20 protein-coding genes are annotated in these 23,819 nt (G+C 72.4%); 12 read left to right on the forward strand and 8 right to left on the reverse strand.

All coding sequences use genetic code 11. The features are described 5' to 3' along the window. Nucleotides 1-10 precede the first annotated feature (10 nt). The 4 genes from C7444_RS16355 to C7444_RS16370 form a co-directional block, all read right to left on the reverse strand. A complete protein-coding gene (locus C7444_RS16355) occupies nt 11-2,965 on the reverse strand; it encodes an EAL domain-containing protein (protein ID WP_146219417.1) in 2,955 nt (984 codons plus the stop codon). Next, nucleotides 2,962-4,707 (reverse strand): FecR family protein, encoded by a 1,746-nt coding sequence (locus C7444_RS16360; protein WP_110401926.1) that lies wholly within the window; start codon nt 4,705-4,707, stop codon nt 2,962-2,964. The genes C7444_RS16355 and C7444_RS16360 overlap by 4 nt, the downstream gene beginning before the upstream one ends. Before the next feature lie 331 nt (nt 4,708-5,038). Continuing rightward, nucleotides 5,039-5,863, reverse strand: coding sequence for a segregation and condensation protein A (locus tag C7444_RS16365; protein WP_245909600.1), 825 nt, complete (start codon nt 5,861-5,863; stop codon nt 5,039-5,041). A gap of 26 nt (nt 5,864-5,889) precedes the next feature. Continuing rightward, nucleotides 5,890-6,090 (reverse strand): DUF3460 family protein, encoded by a 201-nt coding sequence (locus C7444_RS16370; RefSeq protein WP_110401927.1) that lies wholly within the window; start codon nt 6,088-6,090, stop codon nt 5,890-5,892. Between the two features lie 152 nt (nt 6,091-6,242). Between C7444_RS16370 and C7444_RS16375 the strand changes: the two genes are divergently transcribed. Next, nucleotides 6,243-7,796, forward strand: coding sequence for a CYTH and CHAD domain-containing protein (locus C7444_RS16375; protein ID WP_110401928.1), 1,554 nt, complete (start codon nt 6,243-6,245; stop codon nt 7,794-7,796). A 68-nt stretch (nt 7,797-7,864) separates the two neighbouring features. On the opposite strand, the gene C7444_RS16380 is transcribed toward C7444_RS16375, so the two are convergent. Together C7444_RS16380 and C7444_RS20805 are read right to left on the reverse strand one after the other, a co-directional pair. Continuing rightward, nucleotides 7,865-9,601, reverse strand: a complete 1,737-nt coding sequence (locus tag C7444_RS16380) for a SulP family inorganic anion transporter (protein ID WP_245909601.1) — start codon at nt 9,599-9,601, stop codon at nt 7,865-7,867. Nucleotides 9,602-9,648: 47 nt separating this feature from the next. Continuing rightward, the gene (locus tag C7444_RS20805) at nt 9,649-9,771 is read right to left on the reverse strand and encodes a hypothetical protein (RefSeq protein WP_259372562.1); all 123 of its coding nucleotides are present in this window, start codon (nt 9,769-9,771) and stop codon (nt 9,649-9,651) included. A gap of 108 nt (nt 9,772-9,879) precedes the next feature. Between C7444_RS20805 and asd the strand changes: the two genes are divergently transcribed. The 6 genes from asd (at nt 9,880) to C7444_RS16410 (ending at nt 15,244) form a co-directional block, all read left to right on the forward strand. After that, nucleotides 9,880-10,731 (forward strand): archaetidylserine decarboxylase, encoded by an 852-nt coding sequence (gene asd, locus C7444_RS16385; RefSeq protein ID WP_110401929.1) that lies wholly within the window; start codon nt 9,880-9,882, stop codon nt 10,729-10,731. Between the two features lie 51 nt (nt 10,732-10,782). Further along, a complete protein-coding gene (locus tag C7444_RS16390; protein ID WP_110401930.1) occupies nt 10,783-11,367 on the forward strand; it encodes an IMPACT family protein in 585 nt (194 codons plus the stop codon). Next, nucleotides 11,364-12,287, forward strand: a complete 924-nt coding sequence (locus tag C7444_RS16395; RefSeq protein ID WP_110401931.1) for a bestrophin family protein — start codon at nt 11,364-11,366, stop codon at nt 12,285-12,287. The genes C7444_RS16390 and C7444_RS16395 overlap by 4 nt, the downstream gene beginning before the upstream one ends. 290 nt (nt 12,288-12,577) lie before the next feature. Then, entirely contained in the window at nt 12,578-13,594 is a 1,017-nt protein-coding gene (locus C7444_RS16400; protein WP_170130782.1) for an NAD(P)/FAD-dependent oxidoreductase, read from the forward strand. Nucleotides 13,595-13,601: 7 nt separating this feature from the next. After that, entirely contained in the window at nt 13,602-13,787 is a 186-nt protein-coding gene (locus C7444_RS16405) for a DUF2256 domain-containing protein (RefSeq protein WP_110401933.1), read from the forward strand. A gap of 29 nt (nt 13,788-13,816) precedes the next feature. Next, nucleotides 13,817-15,244: an FAD-binding domain-containing protein gene (locus tag C7444_RS16410; RefSeq protein ID WP_245909602.1), complete on the forward strand. Its 1,428-nt coding sequence runs from the start codon at nt 13,817-13,819 to the stop codon at nt 15,242-15,244. Nucleotides 15,245-15,251: 7 nt separating this feature from the next. Here the strand turns inward: C7444_RS16410 and metG are convergent, their stop codons facing one another. Continuing rightward, entirely contained in the window at nt 15,252-17,321 is a 2,070-nt protein-coding gene (metG, locus tag C7444_RS16415; RefSeq protein WP_110401934.1) for a methionine--tRNA ligase, read from the reverse strand. 84 nt (nt 17,322-17,405) lie between these two features. Between metG and C7444_RS16420 the strand changes: the two genes are divergently transcribed. The 5 genes from C7444_RS16420 (at nt 17,406) to apbC (ending at nt 23,153) form a co-directional block, all read left to right on the forward strand. Continuing rightward, the gene (locus tag C7444_RS16420; protein WP_110401935.1) at nt 17,406-17,705 is read left to right on the forward strand and encodes a 2Fe-2S iron-sulfur cluster-binding protein; all 300 of its coding nucleotides are present in this window, start codon (nt 17,406-17,408) and stop codon (nt 17,703-17,705) included. Between the two features lie 131 nt (nt 17,706-17,836). Next, nucleotides 17,837-19,708: a sensor domain-containing diguanylate cyclase gene (locus C7444_RS16425; protein WP_170130783.1), complete on the forward strand. Its 1,872-nt coding sequence runs from the start codon at nt 17,837-17,839 to the stop codon at nt 19,706-19,708. Nucleotides 19,709-19,818: 110 nt separating this feature from the next. Further along, complete coding sequence (locus C7444_RS16430) at nt 19,819-21,225, forward strand: alpha/beta hydrolase family protein (RefSeq protein ID WP_110401937.1); 1,407 nt, start codon at nt 19,819-19,821, stop codon at nt 21,223-21,225. 22 nt (nt 21,226-21,247) lie between these two features. Continuing rightward, nucleotides 21,248-21,943 (forward strand): OmpW/AlkL family protein, encoded by a 696-nt coding sequence (locus C7444_RS16435; protein ID WP_110401938.1) that lies wholly within the window; start codon nt 21,248-21,250, stop codon nt 21,941-21,943. A 109-nt stretch (nt 21,944-22,052) separates the two neighbouring features. After that, a complete protein-coding gene (apbC, locus tag C7444_RS16440) occupies nt 22,053-23,153 on the forward strand; it encodes an iron-sulfur cluster carrier protein ApbC (RefSeq protein ID WP_110401939.1) in 1,101 nt (366 codons plus the stop codon). A 6-nt stretch (nt 23,154-23,159) separates the two neighbouring features. On the opposite strand, the gene C7444_RS16445 is transcribed toward apbC, so the two are convergent. Next, complete coding sequence (locus tag C7444_RS16445; protein WP_110401940.1) at nt 23,160-23,702, reverse strand: hypothetical protein; 543 nt, start codon at nt 23,700-23,702, stop codon at nt 23,160-23,162. Nucleotides 23,703-23,819 lie beyond the last annotated feature (117 nt).

Consider the following 23,819-nt stretch of genomic DNA (forward strand, 5'->3'; position numbering starts at 1 on the left):
GCCGCCGGCCTCAGGCCGCGCGCGAGCGCCAGTGCGCCATCGGTTCGTCGAGGTCGCCGGGCTGCGTCTGCGCCGCGCCGCGGTAGACGGTGGACGGGCTGTGCTGGTGCTGCAGCAGGAAGCGGGTGGCCTCGCGCGCCGGCAGCGGCCGGGCGTAGTGGTAGCCCTGGGCGATGTCGCAGCGCTGCTGGCGCAGGAAGGCGATCTGCTGCTCCGACTCGACCCCTTCGGCGACGACGGGCACGCCCAGGCCATGGGCCAGCGCGATCATGGCCTGCACGATGGCGGCCCCGCTGGGGTCGTGCAGGATGTCGCGCACGAAGCTCGGGTCGATCTTGATCTGGTCGATCGGGAAACGCTTGAGGTGGGTCAGCGACGAATAACCGGTGCCGAAGTCGTCGAGCGACACGCCCACGCCCATCGCGCGCAGCTCGGTCAGCAGCGCCTTGAGCTGGCCGAGATCGGAGGTCGCCGTGCTTTCGGTCACCTCGATCTTCAGCAGCGACGCCGGCAGGTCCAGGCCTTGCAGCGCCTGGGCGATGTCGTGCACCAGGCTGCGGTCCAGGCACTGCCGGGCCGAGACGTTGACCGAGACCGGCGCCAGCGGCACGCCGTTCTCGCGCCACCAGGCCAGCTGGCGGCAGGCCTGCTGGATCACCCAGCGGCCCACCGGCAGGATCAGTCCGCAGGCTTCGGTCACGCCAAGGAACCGCGACGGGCCCCAGACGCTGCCGTCGGGCTGGCGCCAGCGCAGCAGCGCCTCCAGGCCGACCACCCGGCCGCTGTCCAGGTCGATCTGCGGCTGGTAGTGCAGCACGAAGCTCTCCTCCTCCAGCCCGTGGCGCAGGCGGGATTCGAGCGTCAGCCACTCCCGCGTCCAGGCGTGCATGCCCGAGGCGTGGAACTCGAAGCGCCGGCCACCCTTGGCCTTGCAGCGGTACATGGCGGTGTCGGCCGAGCCCAGCAGCGTGTCGACGTCCTGGCCGTCCTCCGGGGTCATCGAGAGGCCGATGCTGCAGCCGCATTCGACCTCGACGCCGTCGAGCTCGATCACCTGCGCGACCGCCTCGATCAGCGCCATGGCCAGGCCGGCGACGGCCTCGCGGCCGGCCATGCCCTGCAGCACGATCACGAACTCGTCGCCGCCCCAGCGGGCGATCATGTCCCGCGGCCCGCAGCGCGAGCGCAGGCGCTGCGCGACGATCTGCAGCACCTCGTCGCCCTGGTGGTGGCCGAGGCTGTCGTTGATGCGCTTGAAGCGGTCCAGGTCCATGAACAGCACCGCCACCGTCGACGCCGCGCCGTGGCGCCGGTCGAGCGCCTGCTGCAGGTGCTGGTGCAGCAGCGCCCGGTTGGGCAGGCCGGTCAGGTGATCGTGGGTGGCCTCGTGGTGCAGCCGTTCGGCGGCGCGCAGGCTGTCGGTCACGTCCGTCAGCGCCAGCACGGCGCCGTCGCGCACCAGCGGCCCGGGCCGCTCCCGCGCGCCGGTGCGCTGGCCCGACACCGGGCTGGCGATCAGCCGGACCAGGCGCTCGCCGTGTTCGCCGCAGTGCAGCCGCAGCGGCTGGCCCAGCTCGACGACACGGTGCTGCCCGATGCAGCGCCCGAGCGCGTCGAGCAAGGCCGGGGCGTCTCCCGGCTGCAGCTGCAGCAGGCGCTCGACCGTCTGTCCGCGGGCCGAGGCCAGCAGGCGGCCGACCAGCCGTTCGGCGCTCGGGTTCAGGTACTGCACCTCGTGGCGGGTGTCGATGGTGATCACCGCGTCGGTGATCGCGCACAGCGTGGTGTTGGCCTGTCCCTGGGTCTGCTGCAGGGCCAGGCGGGCGGCCCGGAGTTCGCGGACGTGCCACAGCAGCGTGGCGGCCAGGCCGCCGAGCACGGCGGCGGCCGGTGGCAGCCAGATCCGGGCGGTCAGCAGCAGCACGGCGCTGACGCCGATCGGCAGCAGGGTCAGGACCGGCAGCCAGTGCCGCGAGGGCGGGCGGCCCCGGACCGTGCCGAGGACCGCCAGCGCCAGCAGGGGCAGCAGGCTCAGCAGCAGCACCGTGCGCGGCGTGGCCACGCGGACCAGGCGATCGTGCACCAGCGCTTCGTAGGTCCGGGCATGGCGCTGCACCGCCGAGCCGTGCTGCATGCGGGGGTCGTCCGGGCTTGGCACCGGCTGGCCGAGGCCGGCGGCGGTCAGGCCGACCCAGACCACCCGCCCGGCCAGCGGCGAGTCCAGCGGCCGGCGGCGCAGCACGTCGATCGCCGACACCACCGGCACCTCGGCCGGGGTCGCGGGCAGCAGCCGTTCGCCTTCGTGCCAGGCCGGCCCCCGATCCGGTCCGGGCTCTGCGCCCGCAGCCCGGCCCGGCCCGATGACGGGCACCGCCGCCCGCCAGAGCGCCAGCTCCAGCAGATCCCATGGCCGCGCACCCTGGCCGGTGCGCAGGAACACCCGCCGGTGCATGCCGTCGTGGTCGAGCTCCGTGTCGACATGCCCCTGCGTCGTGACGGCCGCGAGGGCCGGCAGCGGCGTGATGAAGTCCGGCACGTCCGGGCCGGACCGCCGCGGCGAGGCCACCGGCAGCACGACCCGGCCGTGTTCACGCAGCGCGGTGGCCAGCAGGTGGTCGTCGGCGGCGGTCTGAGGAGCCGACAGGTCGGTGACCGGCAGGTCGTAGGCGATCACGCGGGCCCCGGCATGCGTGATCGCCTTCACCAGATCGGCCTGCAGGCTGCGGCGCCAGGGCCAGTGGCCCGCTTCCTGGAGGCTGCGCTCGTCGAGGGCGACGATGATGCTGCGTGCCGGCGGCGCCGGCTGGAAGGGCCGCACCAGATGCTGGCGCACCAGGTCGAGCAGGCTGGTGTCGATCCGCACGAGCAGCGCATCGCCGAAGGTGAGCAGCCCGGCCAGGACCACGACGGCCCCCCACCAGGGCTGCGACAGCAGGCGGTGGATCACGGCGCGCACCGGGCTCATCGTGCGGCGGCCGGATTCGAGGTCGACGGGCGCTGGCTGCCGTCCGGGCCGCTGCGGGCCACCTTCGCGCGGCTCAGCCACTCCAGCGGGCTGGCCAGCGTGGCACGGGCTTGGGCCGGCACGATCAGCTCGCGGGTCTCGCCCGACGGCATCGAGCGGCCCTCGGCATCGATGGCCAGCAGCCGCAGCAGGTACTGCCCGGCCGGTGGCCGGGGCAGCTCGAGCTGGCTGCCGCTCACCGGCTGGTCGATGATCGGCTGGGCGAACTCCGCATCACGGGCCATCTGCAGGCGCAGCGCGCCGATGCCGCCCGGATCGGTCCAGCGCAGCCGCAGCCGCTCGCCGAGTTCGGGCTCGGCCAGGCTGGGGATGCGATCGGGCACATGCATCGTGCGGGCTTCGCCGTACGGACCGATCCGGTCGCCATCGAGCTGGGCGACCCGCCAGTGGTAGAGGCCAGGCTCGAGCGGGCCGGTCGACCAGGTCGTCAGCCCGGTCCGGGCCTGGGCGACCAGGGTCTGGAACTGCGCATCACGGGCCAGCTGCACGTGGAAGGTGGCCGGCTGGTCGGCCCCCGGCGTGGCGTGGGCCTGCCATTCCAGCCGGGTGGCGCCCGACACCACCCAGGCGTCCACGGGCGGCCAGCGTGGGGTCGGTGGAGACGAGGGCAGCAGCAGCTCGATCGGGCGCGCGCTCTCGCGGCCCTCCAGCCCGAGCGGGTCGATGCCCCGGACCTGGACGATGTAAGGCCCCGGCGGCAGCGGTGCGCCCGCGGGGGGCATGACGGTGGCCTCGGGGCCGGTCCGCTCCATCACCAGTTCCGGCGCGGTGCCGTCCTCGGCGCCGGCGGGCGGGCGCAGCAGCCGGGTGCGGTAGCGCACCGCGCCGTCGACCGGGGCGTGGTGCACCGTCAGCGGCAGCCGTGCCACCGTCACCGGCAGGGCCGACAGGTCCGGCGCGCCCAGCAGCGTGGTGGCCGGCGGCAGGCCGGTGCCGGGGCGCGCCAGCACCCCCTGCGCCGGGCCCAGCTCGACCTCGCCCGCCGGCGACTGCAGGCGCGCCGTGCCCTCGAGCACCTCGGTGCGCGTGCCCTCGTCGTCCACCGTGATGCGGAAGCGGCTGCCGTGCAGGATGGCGCCGGTCGCGGTCGTGGTGACGAGCAGCCGCCCGCCCGTCGGAATCGGTGGCCGGTGTCCGCTTTCCAGCGCCCCGCGCATCAGCTCGATGGCGACCAGCGGCGTGTCCAGGCCGATCACGTCGGCGCCGAGCAGGCGCAGCTCGGACTGCGGGCGCACCTGGATCGTGCTGCCGTCGGGCAGCTGCAGCAGCACGCTGCCCCGCTCGCCGGTGCGCAGGGACTGGCCGGCGCGCAGGGTCAGCGTGGTCCGGGCCTGTTCGGCCAGCCGGGTCCAGGGGCCCTGCAGATCGGAGTCGACCGGCCCCGTCACCGCACCGAGCGTGAGCATCGAGGCCCGCGGCTTCAGCCACGACCAGGGCAGCTGCAAGGTGCTGCCGGGCGTCAGCGGCTGCTCGTCGGCGAGCTGGTTGTGGCGCAGCAGGGCGCTGCGGTAGCTCGGGTCGAGCAGCAGCGCACCGGCCACGCTGGCGGCGCTGTCGCCTGGACGCACCGTGTAGCGCAGCTCGTCGGCCCGGACCGGGCTGGCCAGGGTGGCGACGAGGGTGACGAAGGCGACCAGCGTGATGCGCAGCGGGGGGGGAGCGAAGGTGATGCGGACGTTCATGTCTCGGTCAAGCCACGAAGGCTGAGGTGCAGGCAAGGGCCACAGAGACGACCTTCCGATGCTTCGCCCCCCGCGAGCTCCGGTCAGGTACTGTCTGGTTCTGTTGCTGGAACGACAAAAGCATACCTGCCCGAAATCCACACTCACGTCCTGAAATGATCAATCCGGCAGCAAAGATGAAACAAGCGGTGTACTCGAACGCTAATTTGAGACATATCAAACGCCGGACTGGATTAATGCGTTGGCCCCTGCGGGGTCGGGCCCTCGACTGTGGTGCCGCGTCCTGACCACACCGGGCGGCGGGTGCCCTGGTACCGGACAGGCTGGCGCTTCAGCAGGGCTGGTAGGCCAGGCGCACGTAGATCGGCGCGAAGGCTTCGGCCTGGGTCAGCTCGAGCAGGCGCTCGCGCGAGAGTTCCAGCATGGCGATGAAGGTCACCACCAGCACCTGGGCGCCGCGGGTCGGGTCGAACAGCTCGCCGAACTCGAGGAAACGCTCGTTCTGCAGGCGGCGCAGCAGCTGCGTCATGTGCTCGCGCACCGACAGCTGTTCCCGGCTGATGCGGTGGTGCTGGGTCAGCCGGGTGCGCTTGAGGATGTCGGCCCAGGCCGAGCGCAGGTCGTCGGGCGAGACGTCCGGGAACAGCACGGCCACCGACTGCTCGACGTGCACCTGGGCGCTCAGGAAGTCGCGGCCCGCCAGCGGCAGCCGGTCCAGCCCCGCGGCGGCCTGTTTCATGCGCTCGTATTCCAGCAGGCGTCGCACCAGCTCGGCGCGCGGATCCTCGGGCTCGTCACCGTCGGGGTGGCGGCGCGGGGGCAGCAGCATGCGCGACTTGATCTCGATGAGCATCGCCGCCATCAGCAGGTACTCGGCCGCCAGCTCGAGGTTGTGCTTGCGGATCTGCTCGATGTAGGCGAGGTACTGGCGCGTGACATCCGCCATCGGGATGTCGAGGATGTTGAAGTTCTGCTTGCGGATCAGGTAGAGCAGCAGATCCAGCGGGCCCTGGAAGGTCTCGAGGAAGATCTCCAGCGCATCGGGCGGGATGTAGAGGTCCTGGGGCAGCGCGAACATCGGCTCGCCATAGAGCCGCGCGACCGCCACCGGATCGAGCTCGTCCGGCGGGGCCTCGTGATCGGGCGCGACCGACACCGGGACGAGCGCCTGGGGCCCGGGGCTCAGCCCTTGGTCTGGTAGACGTAGGGTTGCTGGGCGACCTTGGCGGCCTCGAATTCCTTCTGGGTCGAGCGGTCGACCGGGCGGTCCCACAGCAGGCTGCGGCCTTCGCGCTGGCGGGCCTCGAGTTGCGGGTCCTTCTTCTTCAGGGATTCGATGAACTGGGTGGCATCGGACTGGTACGGTTTCCAGAACAGCGGCATGGCGGGTCTTCTCTCGGACGGGTGCAGGGATCGACGGTGCGTCGACGAGCGCGCCGCGGCACGGCCGGGCAACCGCGGATTCTAGTGCGCCTTGTCATCAAATCCGGCGGGCGCGCCGCGAGAATCGGTGCTGTCATCCTTCCGTCACAGCCATGCAAGAAGTCGAGCTGAAGTTCCAGGTGCCTGCCGGCCACCGGTCGGCCCTGCGCCGCGCCGTCACCACCCGCCGTGCGCAGGTGACCGAGCTGCAGGCGCGTTATTTCGACACGCCGCAGCGTCACTTGGCCCGCGCGGGCTTCGCCGTGCGCCTGCGGCGCGAGAACGCCCAGTGGGTGCAGACGCTCAAGGGCGGCGGCGACGGGCTGATGAAACGGCTCGAGCACAACGCGCCAGTGGCGACGCCGCCCGAGGGCGAGCCGGGGCTGGACCTGTCGCGCCACGTCGGCACGCCCGCCGGCGACGCGCTCGAGGCGCTGCTCAAGCAGCAGGGCATCGGGGCGGCCGACCTGCAGCGCCAGTACGGCACCGACGTGCGGCGCACCCACCGCCTGCTGCGCCACGAGGGCGCGGTGGTCGAGCTGGCCTTCGACGAGGGCCACATCCTGTCGGGTGACCAGGCGGTCGAGCTGTTCGAGCTCGAGTTCGAGCTGGTCAGCGGGCCGGTGCCGGCGCTGCTGTCGCTGGCGCGGCGCTGGGTCGATCGCCACGGCCTGTGGCTGGACAGCCGCACCAAGGCCGAACGGGGTGACCGCCTCGTGCGGGGCCTGACCCACGGCCCGGCCGTCCGGGCCCGGACGGTGCAGCTGTCGCGCGAGACGCCGGCGGCCGAGGCGGTGCGCCGCATGATGCTGACGGTGATGCGCCAGGTGCTGCCCAATGCGTCCGACCTGGCCGACGGCCTGGGTACGCCGGAGCACCTGCACCAGCTGCGTGTCGGTCTGCGGCGCCTGCGCACGGTGCTGAAGGTGCACGGGCCGTGGCTGGCGGTGGACGACCCGGCCCGGCTGGCCGGCCTCGAGGCCGGCCTGGCCACGCTGTTCACCACGCTGGGCACGGCGCGTGACCAGGATGCGCTGGCCGAGTCGGTGCTGCCGGCGCTGGTGGCGGCCGGCTCGCCGGTGGGCCGCCTGCCGACGCCACCGGTCATGGCCGAGCCGGCCGGGCTGCTGCGCGGCGTCGCCACGCAGCGGCTCTGGCTGGAGGTGCTGGCGCTGGCGAGCGCGCCCGTGGCCGAGCGGCCGGTCGACGTGCCCGCCGGTGCGGCGGCCGAGGTGTCCGCTGCAGCGCCAGCCGTGCCCGCGCTGGAGCCGGCGGCCCGGGCCGGTCTGAAGGCGCAGCACCGGCGGGTGCTGCGCGATGCCGGGCGTTTCCTGGCGCTGGACGAGGCCGGGCGCCACGGCCTGCGCAAGCGCCTCAAGCGCCTGCGCTACAGCGCCGAGCTGGTCGCGGCGCTGTACGCGCCCAAGGCGGTCCGCGCCTACCTCGACGGCCTGCGGGCGGCCCAGGAGGTGCTGGGCCGCTGCAACGACCTGAGCGTGGCGCGCGAGCGTTTCCTGTCGGTGGTGGCGCAGCAGCCCGAGGCCTGGTTCGCGGTCGGCTGGCTGAGCGCCGAGCGGGACCGCGTGGTGGCCGAGGCGGCGCCGATCCTGGCCGAGCTGGTCGAGGTGAAACGCTTCTGGCGCGCCAGCGCCCGCCGCCGGCACTGAGCGCCCGGCCGTCAGGCCCGGGCTCGGGCCTGGCGGCCGGGCTTCGACGCGCTTGCCGCCCGCCTCGCTCAGGCGGGCACGGTGCCGGCCGTGGTCGCCTCGGGCCGCGCGCGGCGCAGCGCCTCCTCCAGCGTGTCCGTCGCCGGCGACTGGCCCAGCAGGTGGTCGAAGCCGGCGCGCTCCATCAGCGAGCGTGGCTGCTCGTTCAGGTCGGCCAGCAGCAGGCGCACGCCGCGGCGCTGCAGCTGGCGGTGCAGGCCCTTGAGCGCATCCAGGCCCGAGCTGTCGATCGCGATCAGCCGGCTGGCCTCGAGGATCAGCACCCGGCTGCCCTCGGGCATCTGCTCGGGCAGGGCCTCGATCTTGTCGACGGCGCCGAAGAACAGCGCGCCGTAGATGCGGCGCACGATCACGCCGTCGTCGCGGTTCAGCGCGGCCGGCTCGACCCGGAACAGCTGGCCCATGCGCCAGATGAAGAACACGCAGGCGAGGATCAGCCCGACCTCCACCGCCACCGTCAGGTCGAAGATCACCGTCAGCAGGAAGGTGCCCACCAGCACGATGCGGTAGGTCAGGTTGAAGTGGCGCAGGTGGGCGAACTCGCGCCACTCGCCCATGTTCCAGGCCACCACCAGCAGGATGCCGGCCAGCACCGCCAGCGGCACGTGCACCGCCAGCGGCGCGGCCACCAGGATGACCAGCAGCAGCGACAGCGCGTGCACCATGCCCGCGACCGGCGAAGCGGCGCCGGCGCGCACGTTGGTGACGGTGCGTGCGATCGTGCCGGTGGCCGGGATGCCGCCGAACAGCGGCGCCACCAGGTTGGCCACGCCCTGGGCCATCAGCTCCTGGTTGGGGTCATGGGCGCGGTGCTCGATCATGTTGTCGGCCACCCGGGCGCACAGCAGCGACTCGATCGCCCCCAGCAGCGCGATCGTGAGCGTGGGGATCAGCAGCTGCTTGGCGGTGCTCCAGGTGAACTCGGGCAGCGCGAAGGCCGGCAGGCCCTGCGGGATGCCGCCGAAGCGCGAGCCGATGGTCTCGACCGGCAGACCCAGCAGGCTGGCCAGCAGCGTCAGGCTGACCAGCGCGACGATCGGCGCCGGAATGCGCTGCACCGCCCGCGCGGGCGGGCCCTCGCGCAGGGCCGCGGGCAGGAAGCGGGCGGACTTGAAGAGCGTGCTCCAGAAGCTCAGCCCGGCCACGCACAGCGTGCCCAGCAGCAGCGCCCACGGGTTGAAGCTGTCGGCGTGGCGGGCCAGCGTGCCGATCTGCGCGAAGAAGTCCGCCGGCAGCTTGTCGATGTCCAGGCCGAGCAGGTCACGCACCTGCGACAGCGCGATCAGCACCGCGATGCCGTTGGTGAAGCCGATCACGATGGACACCGGCAGGTAGCGCACCAGCGCACCGAGCTTGAGCCAGCCCATGAGCATCAGCAGCACGCCGGCCATCATGGTCGAGATCAGCAGGTTGGCCAGCCCGTAGCGCTCGACGATGCCGTAGACGATGACGATGAACGCCCCGGCCGGCCCGCCGATCTGCACCTGCGAGCCGCCCAGCGCCGAGATCAGGAAGCCCGCGATGATGGCGGTGTAGATGCCCTGCTCGGGCTTGACGCCGCTGGCGATCGCGAAGGCCATGGCCAGCGGCAGGGCCACGATGCCCACGGTCAGCCCGGCGCCGACGTCGGCGCCGAAGCGGGCCTTGTCGTAGCCGTCCAGCGTGTCGAGCAGGCGGGGGCGGAAACGGTGCAGCCGGTCGGTCAGGCTGACGGGGGACGATTCGGAAGACGGGGGGGACGACACGGGGGCTCCAGCAGGGGGTCCGGCCCGTCGGTTGACGGGAGACGAGGTCAGGCGGCCAGGCAGGTGTCGATCGCGGGGGGCCCGCAGTGGTGCAGCCGCACATGCAGCCGGCGCCGCCGGCTGGGCGGCGGCGCGGCGCGGCGGGGAGGGCGGTTGCACGAACGCGGCATGTCGTCGATTGTGCGCTGCCGGCGCCGCCGCGGCGAGCCGCGGTTGTGCGGCCACGCGACAGTCGGCTCGATACAATCCGCGTCCTTCACTGCTTGCCCTCGATGCCCATGTCCGATCGCCTCGCGGTGCTGCCGCAGTACCTGATGCCCAAGAAGGCGCTGACGGCGTTTGCCGGATGGGTGGCATCACGCCGTGACGGTGCCCGCACGGCCGACCTGATCCGCTGGTTCATCCGCCGCTACGACGTGGACATGAACGAGGCGGCCGATCCGGACCCGGCGCACTACGCCAGCTTCAACGAGTTCTTCACCCGGGCGCTGCGCCCCGGCGCGCGCCCGCTGGCCCGGGCCGACCTGATCTGCCCGGTCGACGGGGCGATCAGCCAGTTCGGCCGCATCGAGCGGGACCGGATCTTCCAGGCCAAGGGCCACCACTACTCGACCACGGCGCTGGTGGGCGGGGACGCGGGCCTGGCCGGCCGCTTCGAGAACGGCCATTTCGCCACCCTCTACCTGAGCCCGCGCGACTACCACCGCATCCACATGCCCTGCGACGGGCGGCTGCTGCGCATGATCCACGTGCCGGGTGACCTGTTCTCGGTCAACCCGACCACCGCGCGCGGGGTGCCGGGCCTGTTCGCCCGCAACGAGCGGGTGGTGTGCCTTTTCGAGTCGGCCCGGCTGGGCCCGTTCGTGCTGGTGCTGGTGGGCGCGACCGTCGTCGGCAGCATGGCCACGGTGTGGCACGGCGTGGTCAACCCGCCGCGCGTGGGCCAGGTGCGCGAGTGGCACTACCACGACCAGTCCATCGTGCTGAAGCAGGGCGAGGAGATGGGACGCTTCCTGCTCGGCTCGACCGTGGTGGCGCTGTTCCCGGCCGGCCCGCTCGCCTTCACGCCGGACTGGGCGGCCACCCGCCCGGTCCGCCTGGGCGAGGCGATGGCCGGTCTCGGCGCCTGAAACCACCGACTCCCGCCGCATCGCCCCACCTCATCCAGACCCGACCACCGGATGGCCCAGACCCTTTGCGCGCCGGTGCACAGCGACCTGCTGATCCGCAAGAGCCGCTTCATCGGCTGCGTCGAGCCGATGGCCGACCGGGCCTCGGCCCAGCGGCGCGTCGCCGAGCTGCGGGCGCTGCACCCCGGGGCGGCCCATGTGTGCTGGGCCCTGCTGGCCGGGGGCCAGTCGGCCGCGGTCGATGACGGCGAGCCGGGCGGCACGGCCGGCCGGCCGATGCTCGACGTGCTGCGCCACCAGGACCTCGAGGGCGTGGTGGCCACCGTCGTGCGCTACTTCGGCGGCGTCAAGCTGGGCGCGGGCGGGCTGGTGCGGGCCTACACCGACTGCGTGGCGCAGGCGCTGCTGACCGCGCGGAAGGTGCCGCTGCAGCGCATGAAGCGCCTGTGCTGCACGGTGCCGTATGCGCTCGAGGGGCTGCTGCGGCGCGAGAGCGAGGCCGCCGGCGTGCAGCTGCTCGAGGTGCGCCACGGCAGCCTCGTCGAGCTGGACCTGAGCCTGCCCGAGCCCGAGGCCGCCGCCTTCGTGCAGCGCATCAACGACATCGGCCAGGGCCGGGTGGGCTGGCTCTCATGATCCTGCGCCCCCGGCTCAACTGGTGGCGCATGCTGCTGGTCTGGCGCGGCTCCATCCTCAAGCGCATCGCCCCGCAGCTGCTGTTCGTGGCGGCCCTGTCGGCGCTGGTGGTGCGCTTCCACGGCGAGCTGCTGCACTGGAAGGTGACGCTCACCGCCGTGCCGTTCTCGCTCGTCGGCGTGGCGCTGGCCATCTTCCTGGGCTTTCGCAACAGCGCCAGCTACGACCGCTACTGGGAGGCGCGCCGGCTGTGGGGGCGCCTGCTGACCGACAGCCGCACGCTGACCCGCCAGGCCCTCACCTTCGTGGCCGGCGCCGACCGCGACCCCGACCTGGTGCGGCCCTTCGTGCTCGGCCTGGCCGCCTTCGTGCACGCGGTGCGCCACCGCCTGCGCGGCAGTCCGGCCCGTGCCGACCTGCAGCGCCTGCTGCCCGCCGAGGTGCTGGCCCAGGTCGGCGACGCCCGCCACCCGCCGATGCAGATCCTGCTGTGGCTGGCGCACTGGCTGCGCCAGCAGCGCGAGAGCGGCCGGCTCGACCCGCTGCTGGCCGTCGAGATGGACCGCGGCCTGACCGGCCTGAACGACGCGCTGGGCGGCTGCGAGCGCATCGCCCACACGCCGCTGCCCTTCACCTACTCGGTCATCCTGCACCGCACCGTCTACCTCTACTGCATGATGCTGCCCTTCGGGCTGCTCGACGCCATCGGCGTGATGACCCCACTGATGGTCACCTTCGTGGCCTACACCTTCTTCTCGGTCGAGGCGCTGGGCGAGGAGATCGAGGAGCCCTTCGGCCTCGAACCCAACGACCTGGCGCTCGACGCGATGGCCATCGGCATCGAGATCTCGGTGCGCGAGCTGCTGGGCGACGTCGACCTGCCGGTGGCCCCGGTGCCGGTGGACTTCATCCTGACCTGAGCGCGGCCGCCGCGGCCCGGCGGCTCCGGGCGCCTTCGAGCCGAGGCACCGGGTCCGCACCTGCACGGCAGGACCTCGTGTCTGAATCGGCTTTGAATCGCAATGTCGCAGCGGATTGGCGGGTGAATCGATTCAATGCGGTGTCATGGCCGAGTTTCCACTATGGTTTGCGACCATGAATGGAGTGCAGCGATGACCGGATGCCGTGTGTCGAGATCGATCAGGGGCGGGGCTGGAGGCGGGCGTGCCGGTGCGGGCGCCGCTTGCCTGGCGTCGGCCGGGAGGGCGTGATGCGGGTGGCCATCGTCGGGGCGGGCGTGGCGGGAGCGGCCTGCGCCGCCGCCCTGGGGCAGGCCGGCTGGACGCCGACGCTCTTGGACAAGTCACGCGGGATCGGCGGGCGGCTGTGCACCCGGCGGGCCTCTTGGACCGACGCCGCAGGCGCCCGGCACGACAGCGTGTTCGACCATGGCGCGCAGTACTTTACCGCCCGCGATCCCCGTTTTGCCGCCTGCCTCGAGCGGGGCCGGCGCGAGGGCTGGGTCGCGCCGTGGCCGCTGCGGGTGCGGGCGGCCGATGGCTCGGCTGTGCTCGAGGCCGCCGACGCGCAGGTGGCCGTGCCCGGCATGCCGGCGCTGGTGCGGGCGCTGGCCGACGGGGTGCCGGTGCAGCTCGGGCAGGCCGTGACGGCGCTGGAGCGGCGGGCGGGCGGCTGGGCCCTGCACCTCGGGCCGGACGAGCCGGTCGCCGACGGCTTCGACGCGGTGGTGGTGGCCGTGCCGCCGTGGCAGGCGGTGCCGCTGGTGCAGCCGGTGCGGGCCGACTGGGCGCGCCAGCTCGCGGCGATCGACCTGCAGCCCTGCTGGACGCTGATGGCCGTGGCGCAGGACCCCGGCGGCGAGGCCGCGCCCTGGGAGGTCGTGCGGCCGGCCCGGGGGCCGCTGAGCTGGATCGCCCGCAACGACCGCAAGCCGGGGCGCACGGTCGTGCCGGGCCAGGTGCACTGGGTGGCCCAGGCCGATCCGGTCTGGAGCCGGCAGCACCTCGAGCACGATGCGGCCACCGTCGAGGCCCTGCTGCTGCAGGCGCTGGCTGATCAGGTCGGCGGCACGTCGCCGGTGGTCTGGCTGCACCGGACGGTGCACCGCTGGCGCTACGCGCTGGCGCCCCGCCGGCCGGCCGGCTCGCCACCGGCCTGGTGGGACGGGCGCAGCGGGCTGGGCGTGTGCGGCGACGGCCTGGGCGGCCCGCGCGTGGAGGCCGCCTTCCTGTCCGGCCAGGCGATGGCCGAGGCGATGCTGCGCTGAGGTCGACATGAGCCGTGCGACCGGATTCAAGGGCAACAAGGCCGAGCTGCCCAGCAAACCCTGCGCGACCTGCGGCCGCCCGATGAGCTGGCGCCGTCGCTGGGCGCGGGTCTGGGACGAGGTGCGCCACTGCTCCGAGGCCTGCCGCCGCCAGCGGGGCGGATCGGCCCCTGGCGCGGGGGCGCGACCATGACGCCGGGCACGCCGGACAGGGGGCTGGGCATGGGGACGCTGGACATGGGCATGTCGGTGCGACTGGAGTCGCTGCGGCATTTCGAGCCGCGCCGGGATGCGGCCTGGCAGCGGCTGCGGGCCGTGCAGCCCGCCGCGTATGCCCGCAGCCGCAACCACCTCGACGGGGCGGCCACCGGCCTGTCGCCCTACATCACCCATGGGGTGCTGAGCCTGCCCGAGGTGCTCGGGGCCGTGCTGGCCGGGCCGGGTGACGCCGCGCGCCTGGAGGTGCAGCACAAGCTGGTCTACGAGCTGGGCTGGCGGGCGTATTTCCAGCACGTGCGGGCCCGGCGCGGGGAGGCCATCCTGCAGTCGCTCCACCCCGGCCTGCTGCCCGATGAGGCCTATGCCCCGCAGGTGCCCGACGACGTGCGGCAGGCGCGCACCGGCGTGCCGGTGATCGACCAGGCGGTGCGCTCGCTCTACGCCTGCGGCCACCTGCACAACCACGCCCGCCTGTGGCTGGCCAGCTACCTGGTGCACCTGCGCAAGGTGCACTGGCGTGCGGGCGCGGACTGGCTGATCGGCCACCTGCTCGATGGCGACGTCGCCAGCAACCACCTCAGCTGGCAGTGGGTGGCGGCCACCGGCAGCCACAAGCCTTATCTGTTCAACGCCGACAACGTGGCCCGTTTCGCGCCGCCGTCGTGGCACAGCCCCGGCACGCCCCTCGACACCGACTACGCCACGCTGGAGGCGGTGGCCCGCGACCGGGCCGCCATGCCGGTCGTGGCGCCGACGGACGATGGCGTGATCGAGCCGCCCTGTTCCCGGCGGCCACCGCCGCAGGCCGGTTTCACCGCGCTGGCCGACGCCCCGGACCGGCTGGCGGGCGATCTGGCCGGACGGGACGTCTGGCTGGTCCATCCGTGGTCGCTGGGTCGCCGCCCCGAGGCGCTGCCGGCGCAGGCGGTGCCCGTGGGCGCGGTCATCGACGAGCTGCACCCGCAGGCCTGGCGCGATGCCCGCTGGGCTTTCGTGGCCGGCCTGATGGAGGAGCTGGGCGCCGCCCGCTGGCACGGATCGGCCGCCGACTGGTCGGCGGCGCTGCGCACGGCCCGCTCGGTGCACCTGGTCGACGACCTGCACCTGGGGCCTGCCGTGCAGGCGCTGCTGCCGCCCGGACCCGGCGCGCCGGCGTGGTTCCGCCACGATCCGCCGGCGCTGTTCGCGCCGGTGTCCGCCGATTGCGCCTCGTTCTCGAAGTGGTGGGCGGCCGCCACGCGCGGACTGCAGCACGCGGCGCAGCTGCCCGGGCTGGCCGCCACCTTCTGCGCCCACGCGGGCGGGCCGAACGTCGACACCACGCTGGCGCTGCCGTTCGATCAGGTCGACGGGCCCATCGGCAGCGGCCGGGCCACCTGGGCGGCCGATCCGCTCACCGACCGACCCGGTTCACGCCTGCGCCATCGCTGAGGGGCGTTCAGCGCACCCGCATGCCGGGCTGCGCGCCGGGGAAGGGCTCGAGCACGAAGACGCCTGGGTTCTTCTTCTCGTCGGCGTCGCTGGCGGCCAGCACCATGCCTTCGCTGATGCCGAACTTCATCTTGCGCGGCGCCAGGTTGGCCACCATCACCGTCAGCTTGCCTTCGAGGTCTTCGGGCTTGTAGGCGCTCTTGATGCCGCTGAAGACATTGCGCAGCCGGCCTTCGCCGACGTCCAGCGTCAGGCGCAGCAGCTTGTCGGAGCCGTCCACATGCTCGGCCTTGACGATCCTGGCGATGCGCAGGTCGACCTGGGTGAAGTCGTCGATCTTGATCTCGGGGGCCAGCGCCTCGCCGCCGGGGATGAGCTTCTCGGGCTCGGGCGCGGCGAACAGTTCCTCCAGCAGCTTGGCATCCACGCGCTGCATCAGGTGCTGGTAGGCGCCGATGGTGTGGGCGCCCAGCGCGCGGCTGGCGCCGTGGAAGTCCAGTGGCTCGACCTGCAGGAAGGCCTCGACGTGGGCGGCCAGCGCCGGCAGCACGGGCTTGAGGTAGATCGTCAGCAGGCGGAAGGCCTCGATGCACACCGAGCAGACGTCGTGCAGCACGGCGTCCTGGCCCTCCTTCTTGGCCAGCTCCCAGGGCTTGTTCTGGTCGACGTACTCGTTGACGCGGTCGGCCAGGGCCATGATCTCGCGCAGCACCTTGCCCAGTTCACGCGACTCGTACAGGCCGGTGATGGTGTCGCGGTGGGCGCGCAGCGTGTCGAGCAGCGTGCGGCCCTCGACGCCCAGGTCGCCGCTGAGCCGGCCGCCGAAACGCTTGGCGATGAAGCCCGCCGCGCGCGAGGCGATGTTGATGTACTTGCCCACCAGGTCGGAGTTGACGCGGGCGACGAAGTCCTCGGGGTTGAAGTCCACGTCCTCGACGTGCGAGTTCAGCTTGGCGGCGATGTAGTAGCGCAGCCACTCGGCGTTCATGCCCAGCGACAGGTACTTGAGCGGATCCAGGCCGGTGCCGCGGCTCTTGCTCATCTTCTCGCCGTTGTTGACGGTCATGAAGCCGTGCACGAAGACGTTGTTGGGCGTCTTGCGGCCACTGAACTGCAGCATCGCCGGCCAGAACAGCGTGTGGAAGTAGGTGATGTCCTTGCCGATGAAGTGGTACTGCTCGACGGCCGGGTCGGCGATGAACTGGTCGAAGCTGCGAGCCTCGCCGTACTTGGCCTTGGGGCCACCCTGGTCGAACCAGTTCTTCAGCGAGGCCAGGTAGCCGATCGGCGCGTCCAGCCAGACGTAGAAGTACTTGCCCGGCGCGTCGGGGATCTCGATGCCGAAGTAGGGCGCATCCCGGCTGATGTCCCAGTCGCCCAGGCCGCCCTGGCCGTCCTCGTCCTTGGTGAACCATTCCTTGATCTTGTTGAGCACCTCGGGCTGCAGGCGCTCGGACTCGTGCGTCCATTGCTGCAGGAAGTCGGCGCAGCGAGGGTCGCTCAGCTTGAAGAAATAGTGGTCGCTGGTGCGCAGCACCGGCGTGGCCCCGGACAGCGCCGAGTAGGGGTTCTTCAGCTCGGTGGGCGCGTAGACGGCGCCGCAGGACTCGCAGGAGTCGCCGTACTGGTCCTTGGCGCCGCACTTGGGGCATTCGCCCTTGATGAAGCGGTCGGGCAGGAACATGCCCTTGTCGGGGTCGAAGAACTGTTCGATCGAGCGCACCTCGATCAGGCCCCGGTCGCGCAGCGCGCGGTAGATGTCCTGCGCCAGCTGGTGGTTCTCGACGCCGTCGGTCGAGTGCCAGTTGTCGAAGCTGATGTGGAAGCCGTCGAGGTATTCCTTGCGGCCCGCGGCGATGTCGGCCACGAACTGCTGCGGCGTGATGCCGGCCTTCTCGGCGGCGATCATGATCGGCGCGCCGTGCGCGTCGTCGGCGCCGACGAAGTGCACCTGATGGCCCTGCATGCGCTGGAACCGCACCCAGATGTCGGCCTGGATGTACTCCATGATGTGGCCGATGTGGAACTTGCCGTTGGCGTAGGGCAGGGCGGTGGTGACGAAGAGCTGGCGGGTCATGTGGGGGCGCATCGGGTGGCCGGGCACGCCGGGCGGCGCGCCATGCGGCGAAGCCGTCGATTTTAGGGCGGCTACGATCGTGGCATGGACGCTTTTCCCTCGAGCTGGCCGGTGCGGTTGCTGCCGCTGGACGTGCAATGGGCCGCCCCGGCCGATCAGACCCTGCTGGCCAGCGCGCAGGCGGCGGGCCTGGTGCTGCCCAGTTCCTGCCGCAACGGCACCTGTCGCGCCTGTCGCTGCCGGCTGCTCGAGGGCCGGGTGCACTACACCGTCGACTGGCCCGGGCTGAGCGCCGAGGAGCATGCGGACGGCGACGTGCTGCCCTGCGTGGCCCGGCCCGGCAGCGCCGTCGTGCTGCAGGTGCCCGGCGCCCGGCGGCGCTGACCCGGCGGCGCGCAGCGGACCCGATGAACGGGGCCGGACCCCGTGCTGTTCCGGGGATCGCCCGCCCGGCGATCGGTGCCCAATCCCACTCATGCCCCGGACCCGTGTCCGGCTCTCCTGGTGGTGTGTGCATGTTCTTCTCCGTCCGTCGTCGTCGACTCGACCCGCTGATGTGGCGAGGCCTGCGCCATGGCCGTCACCTGGCCCGTGGCCTGCTGAGGCGCACGCTGGTGCTCGCGGGCGTGCTGGTCCCGCTGCTGTGGCTGGTGCTGTGCCTGCCCGTGGAGGCGGGCTCGACGCCCACCCCACGCCTGCGCCTGATGATCGACGACCGCGCTGCCGTCACGCTCGACCAGGCCTTGTCGCGCCTGCGCGAGGACCGCTGGTGGCATCCGGTGGCCTCGGACCGCATCACCTGGGGCTACACCTCGGCGGCCTACTGGTTCCTGATCGACCTGCCGCCCGCCGGCCCGGCGCCGGGCGCGGCCGAGCGCCTGCTGGAGGTGGCCTATCCGGTGCTCGACCATGTCGACATGGTGCTGCTCGACGAGCAGGGCCGGGTGCTGCGCCGCCAGATCACCGGCGATGCGCTGCCCTTCGTGCAGCGCGCCGTCGCCCATCGCCATTTCCTGCTGCCGATCGATCAGCCCGCGGCCCGGCAGGTGCTGGTGCGGGTGCAGACCACCAGCTCGATGCAGTTTCCCTCGCGCCTGTGGCAGCGCAGCGAGTTCGAGGACCACAGCCAGGCCGACCTGCTCGTGCAGGGTCTCTATTTCGGCGTGATGCTGGGCATGCTGGCCTACAACCTCTTCCTGTTCTTCGGCCTGGGCGAGCGGGTCTACCTCTGGTACGTGCTCTGGGTGGCCTGCATGACGGCCTTCCTGGGCTCGCTCAACGGCCTGAGCTTCCAGTACCTGTGGCCCGAGGCGGTGGGCTGGAACGACACCGCCATCGTGTTCTTCCTGGCGCTGGCGATGGCGTTCGCCGGCCGCTTCATGATGGTCTTCATGGACCTGGGCCAGCGCCGCGGCTGGATGCTGCGGGTCATGCAGGTCTTCCAGGTGCTGACCTTCCTGTCGGCGGCGCTGGCCTTCGTGCTGCCGTATCTGCAGGCCATCGTGCTGCTGATCAGCCTGGCCATGCTCAACATCGCGGTGGCCATGGTGGTCTCGACCGCCCGTTCCCGCGAGGGCTTCGCGCCCGCCCGGGTCTTCATGATCGCCTGGGGCCTGGTCTTCCTGGGCGGCATGCTGCTGGCGCTCAACAAGTTCGGCCTGCTGCCGCGCAACCTGGTGACCGAGAGCGGCTCGCAGATCGGCTCAGCGGTGGAGGTGGTGCTGCTGTCGCTGGGCCTGGCCGCACGCCTGAACAACGAGCGCCGGCTGCGCGAGGCGGCGCAGGCCGAGGTCATCGTCACCCAGCGTGAGGCCAACGAGCGCCTGGAGGCCCGGGTGGCCGAGCGCACCAGCGAGCTCGAGGGCCTGAACCGCCGGCTCGACGAGGTCAGCCGCACCGACGGCCTGACCGGGGTCTACAACCGCCGCCATTTCGACGAGTGCCTGCAGGCCGAGATCCGCCGCTCGATGCGCAGCCAGCGCCCGTTCGCGCTGGTGCTGCTCGACCTCGACCACTTCAAGCGGCTCAACGACGAGCATGGCCATCAGGCCGGGGACGAGTGCCTGCGCATCACCGCGCGGCGCGCCCGTGGCGTGGCGCTGCGCCAGTCCGACGTGGTGGCCCGCTACGGCGGCGAGGAGTTCGTCATCCTGCTGCCCTGCACCGAGCTCGACGGCGCGATGCAGGTCGCCCGGCAGCTCTGCCAGGCGCTGGCCGCCCACCCGGTGGCCTTCGAGGGCCTGCAGCTGCCGATCACGGCCAGCCTGGGCGTGTGCGGCCGCATCCCGGTCGACCTGCAGGACGGCCTGCAGATGCTGAGCGACGCCGATGCCGCGCTCTACCGGGCCAAGCGGGCCGGTCGCAACCGGGTGGAAGCCGCTTTCTAGAGTCAGGCCTCCATGCCGGAGGCGGGTTTGCCCGCTCGATGGGCCCCCTGGTGATCCGCCTACCATCGCTTCCGGAAAAAAAGAACGATCGTGCTTTTCAAGGAGACGAGATGCCCCGTACCACTCCCCATCGCCCTTTCCGGCTGGCCCTGCTGGCCGCGGCCACGCTGCTGGGCGCCTGCGGCGGAGGCCGCGAGGACGACGATGCGCCGCCGGCGCGCGCCACGATCGTGATCGCCCAGCAGGTGGGCCAGGCGACCCGCGCGCAGATCGACGCGGGCACCAGCGCCTCGGGCGCGCAGGCGCTCACCGGTGCGGCGCGCTGCGACGTCACCGTGCGCTACGTCCACTACATCACCCGCGACCCGCTCGGGGCGCCGACCACCGCTTCGGCGGGCGTGCTGGTGCCCACCGGCAGCGACGGCGCCTGCACCGGCGAGCGGCCGGTCGTGCTCTATGCCCACGGCACCAGCACCTCCCGTTCGAAGAACATGGCCGCCGTCAGCACCGACGGCGAGGCCGCGCTGGTGATGGCGATGTATGCGGCGCAGGGTTTCATCGTCGTGGCCCCCAACTACCAGGGCTACGAGCGTTCGTCGCTGACCTACCACCCCTACCTGAACGCCGAGGCGCAGGCGCTGGACATGGTCGACGCGCTGCGGGCGGCCAAGGCCCACATCACGGACTCCGGCTCGACGACGCAGGCCTCGTCGAAGCTGCTGCTGACCGGGTATTCGCAGGGCGGCCACGTGGCGATGGCCACGCACAAGGTCATCGAGCGTGACCATGCCGGCGAGTTCACGGTGACGGCCACCGCCGCCTTGTCCGGCCCCTACAACCTGGTGGGCATGAACGACGCCGTCACGGCCACCGGCGGCACGGTCAACGCGGGGGCCACGCTGTTCGCGCCGCTGCTGCTGACCAGCTACCAGCGCGCCTACGGCGGCATGTACGGCCAGCCGACCGACGCCTACCAGAGCCCCTGGGCCACGACGATCGAGGGGCTGCTGCCGTCCGACGACAGCGTCAGCACGCTGATCGCCGCCGGCAAGCTGCCGGCCGACCCGACCTTCACGGCGCTGTGGGGCAGCGGCGGCCTGCTGACCGATGGTTTCCGCGCGGCTTATGCCGGCTCCGCCTTCCGCCGCGCGCTGCAGGCCAACACGCTGCTGGGCTGGACGCCGCGCCGGCCGATGGCCCTGTGCGGCGGTGCCGGCGACCCGAGCGTGTTCTGGGCGCTCAACGCGCCGGCGGTCCAGGCCGACTTCGCCACCCGCGGCGTCAGCGTGCCGGCCTGGGACCTCGAGTCCGCCCCCGCCACCAGCGACGCGACCCATCCGGTCTATGCCGGCTTCGCGCAGGCCAAGGCGGCCACCGCCGCGGCGGCCGTCGCCGCCGGAGCCACCGACGGCGGGCAGGCTGCCGTGCGGTCGGCCTACCACGGCACGCTGGTGCCGCCGTTCTGCAACGCGCTGGCGCGCGGCTACTTCCAGCAGGTGCTGGCCGCGGGCCTGTGACGTGATCGAGCAAGGAAAACCCATGAAGCTTCCCCTGTCCCCGCGTTCGTCGCTCCGGCTGGCGCTCGCGCTGCTGCCGGCCCTGACGGCGCTGCCGGCGGCCGCCCAGCACAGTCTCTACATCGGCGGCGCCTACTTCGACATCGCCAGCAAGGCCGACGCGTTGCAGGGCGGGCCGGCCACGCCCGCCCCCGGCGTGCGCCTGCGGGTTGGCGATGCGGCCACCGTCGGATTCGGCTACGTCTACCGCCCGGTGGACCGCTGGGCGGTCGAGCTCGCGCTGGGCGTGCCGCCGGCCCACAAGGTCTACGGCGAGGGGGTCATCCAGCCCTTCGGCCAGATCGCTTCGGTCGGCCAGGTCTGCCCGACCGTGTTCGTCAACTACCACCTCGGCCAGCCCGGTGACCGGGTGCGTCCGCTGGTGGGGCTGGGACTCAACCACACGCGCTTCCAGAAGATGCGCAGCACGGCGTCGGGGGATGCGGCCAGCGGCGGGCCCACCACCATCGAGCTGAGCGACTCCTGGGGCCTGGCCGCCCACGCCGGCGCGGTCTGGCAGCTCGATCCGCAGTGGTCGGTGGTCGGCACGGTGGCGGCGGCCGACGTGCGCAGTGATCTGCGCGCCACCACCCGCACCGCCTCCGGCGAGGTGGTGCGCACCACCCGCATCGATTTCAGGCCGGTGGTCTACTCGCTGTCGCTGGGCTACAGCTTCTGACGCCAGCGGGCTGACCGGGGGCGACGCCGGTGCTTGGCCCCATGGCCGACGCCGGCGCGGCGGCTTCGCTAGACTGTGGCCATCCTGAACGATGAGTCCGTGTCGCCCCATGTCCCTGAATGAACAAGCCGTGCGCGCTGCCCTGCAGGCGGTGATCGATCCCCACACCGGCCAGCCGCTGGTCGGGGCCAAGGCGCTGCAGACGTTGAAGACCGATGCCGGTGCCGGTGCCGTTTCCCTGCGCGTGGAGCTGGGTTACCCGGCCCGCAGCGCCTGGCCCGCGCTGGCGGCGCTGGTCGAGTCGGCGGTGAAGGCCGCCGACGCCGGCGTGCGCTCGGTGCAGGTCGACTTCGACACCCGCATCGTCGCGCACGCCGTGCAGCGTGGCGTGCAGCTGCTGCCCGGCGTGAAGAACATCATCGCCGTCGCGTCTGGCAAGGGCGGGGTGGGCAAGAGCACCACCGCGGCCAACCTCGCGCTGGCGCTGGCCGCCGAAGGGGCGCGGGTCGGCGTGCTCGATGCCGACATCTACGGCCCCAGCCAGCCCACGATGCTGGGCGCGCAGGGCCGCCCGCAGAGCGAGGACGGCAAGACGATGGAGCCGATGCAGGCGCTGGGCCTGCAGGTCATGTCGATCGGCTTCCTGGTCGACAACGACCAGGCGATGATCTGGCGCGGCCCGATGGCCACCCAGGCCCTCGAGCAGCTGCTGCGCCAGACCCGCTGGCACGACCTCGACTACCTGGTCGTCGACATGCCTCCGGGCACCGGCGACATCCAGCTGACGCTGTCGCAGAAGGTGCCCGTCACCGGCGCGGTCATCGTCACCACGCCGCAGGACATCGCGCTGCTCGACGCCCGCAAGGGCGTGAAGATGTTCGAGAAGGTCAGCGTGCCCATCCTCGGCGTGGTCGAGAACATGGCGGTCTACTGCTGCCCGAACTGCGGCCACGTCGAGCACATCTTCGGCCACGGCGGCGGCGCGCGCATGGCCGCCGAGTTCGGCCTGGCGCACCTGGGCGAGCTGCCGCTGAACCTGTCGATCCGCGAGCAGGCCGACGCCGGCTGCCCGACCGTCGCGGCCGAGCCGGACGGCGAGATCGCCGGCCTCTACAAGGCGCTGGCGCGCCGGGTCGCGGTCAGCGTGGCGCGCAGCGCCAAGGACTACTCGGCCCGTTTCCCGACCATCACGGTGTCGGCCGGGACCTGAGCCGGCTCAGTCGGCCCGGCGTCGCATCTGGTCCGGGTCGATCACCTTGATGCGCTGCCAGTAGCTGCGCGGGGTGACGATGGTGATCAGGCACGAGCGTGATCCCCTGGCCTTCGTGGCCGTGTCGACCTGTTCGTCGACCGGCCAGTACAGCACCCCGCCCGACAGCATCAGGCCCCGGGCCGGCGACGTGAGCCGCACGTCGTGCTTGCCGGGGGCCGTCGCGTAGAGCAGCACCTGCTGGCGCGACCAGTGCACCTTGCGCCCGGCGGCGGCCTCGATCGTGCTGTCGGGCAGCGTGCTGTCCCATTCCTTCTGCGAGTCGATGTTGAGCACCGTGCGCCGTTTGCCCGCCAGCGGGCACTGCGCATGGAACTGGCTCGCCACCACCCGCACATGGCGCGGCGTGGCCTCGCCGCTGGCCGCCTGGCTCGGCAGCGCACAGGCCGTCAGCAGTGCACCCGCCAGCAGCGCGGCGTTCGCGACGGCGAGTGCGCTCAGCCATCTGGCACCCTGCACCAGGGAGAAGAAGAGGGAAGTCGTGAGCATCCGGCGTGGGGCGGTGGAGCCGGGCTCCGGCCCACGGGCCCGGAATCCGGCACGATCTGGACGCAGGGCATGGCCCCGGCCCTTGAGCGGCGCACTGTACCCCAGGCCTGCGGCCCG

It is taken from the genome of Sphaerotilus hippei (assembly GCF_003201595.1).
Classification (GTDB): domain Bacteria; phylum Pseudomonadota; class Gammaproteobacteria; order Burkholderiales; family Burkholderiaceae_C; genus Sphaerotilus; species Sphaerotilus hippei.

Excerpts from the sequence above, each read along its gene's own strand:
- C7444_RS16355 (WP_146219417.1), bottom strand. The coding sequence starts at position 2,965 with ATGAGCCCGGTGCGCGCCGTGATCCACCGCCTGCTGTCGCAGCCCTGG.
- C7444_RS16360 (WP_110401926.1), bottom strand. The coding sequence starts at position 4,707 with ATGAACGTCCGCATCACCTTCGCTCCCCCCCCGCTGCGCATCACGCTG.
- C7444_RS16370 (WP_110401927.1), bottom strand. The coding sequence starts at position 6,090 with ATGCCGCTGTTCTGGAAACCGTACCAGTCCGATGCCACCCAGTTCATC.
- C7444_RS16375 (WP_110401928.1), top strand. The coding sequence starts at position 6,243 with ATGCAAGAAGTCGAGCTGAAGTTCCAGGTGCCTGCCGGCCACCGGTCG.
- C7444_RS20805 (WP_259372562.1), bottom strand. The coding sequence starts at position 9,771 with ATGCCGCGTTCGTGCAACCGCCCTCCCCGCCGCGCCGCGCCGCCGCCC.
- asd (WP_110401929.1), top strand. The coding sequence starts at position 9,880 with ATGTCCGATCGCCTCGCGGTGCTGCCGCAGTACCTGATGCCCAAGAAG.
- C7444_RS16390 (WP_110401930.1), top strand. The coding sequence starts at position 10,783 with ATGGCCCAGACCCTTTGCGCGCCGGTGCACAGCGACCTGCTGATCCGC.
- C7444_RS16395 (WP_110401931.1), top strand. The coding sequence starts at position 11,364 with ATGATCCTGCGCCCCCGGCTCAACTGGTGGCGCATGCTGCTGGTCTGG.
- C7444_RS16400 (WP_170130782.1), top strand. The coding sequence starts at position 12,578 with ATGCGGGTGGCCATCGTCGGGGCGGGCGTGGCGGGAGCGGCCTGCGCC.
- C7444_RS16405 (WP_110401933.1), top strand. The coding sequence starts at position 13,602 with ATGAGCCGTGCGACCGGATTCAAGGGCAACAAGGCCGAGCTGCCCAGC.
- C7444_RS16410 (WP_245909602.1), top strand. The coding sequence starts at position 13,817 with ATGGGGACGCTGGACATGGGCATGTCGGTGCGACTGGAGTCGCTGCGG.
- metG (WP_110401934.1), bottom strand. The coding sequence starts at position 17,321 with ATGACCCGCCAGCTCTTCGTCACCACCGCCCTGCCCTACGCCAACGGC.
- C7444_RS16420 (WP_110401935.1), top strand. The coding sequence starts at position 17,406 with ATGGACGCTTTTCCCTCGAGCTGGCCGGTGCGGTTGCTGCCGCTGGAC.
- C7444_RS16425 (WP_170130783.1), top strand. The coding sequence starts at position 17,837 with ATGTTCTTCTCCGTCCGTCGTCGTCGACTCGACCCGCTGATGTGGCGA.
- C7444_RS16430 (WP_110401937.1), top strand. The coding sequence starts at position 19,819 with ATGCCCCGTACCACTCCCCATCGCCCTTTCCGGCTGGCCCTGCTGGCC.
- C7444_RS16435 (WP_110401938.1), top strand. The coding sequence starts at position 21,248 with ATGAAGCTTCCCCTGTCCCCGCGTTCGTCGCTCCGGCTGGCGCTCGCG.
- apbC (WP_110401939.1), top strand. The coding sequence starts at position 22,053 with ATGTCCCTGAATGAACAAGCCGTGCGCGCTGCCCTGCAGGCGGTGATC.
- C7444_RS16445 (WP_110401940.1), bottom strand. The coding sequence starts at position 23,702 with ATGCTCACGACTTCCCTCTTCTTCTCCCTGGTGCAGGGTGCCAGATGG.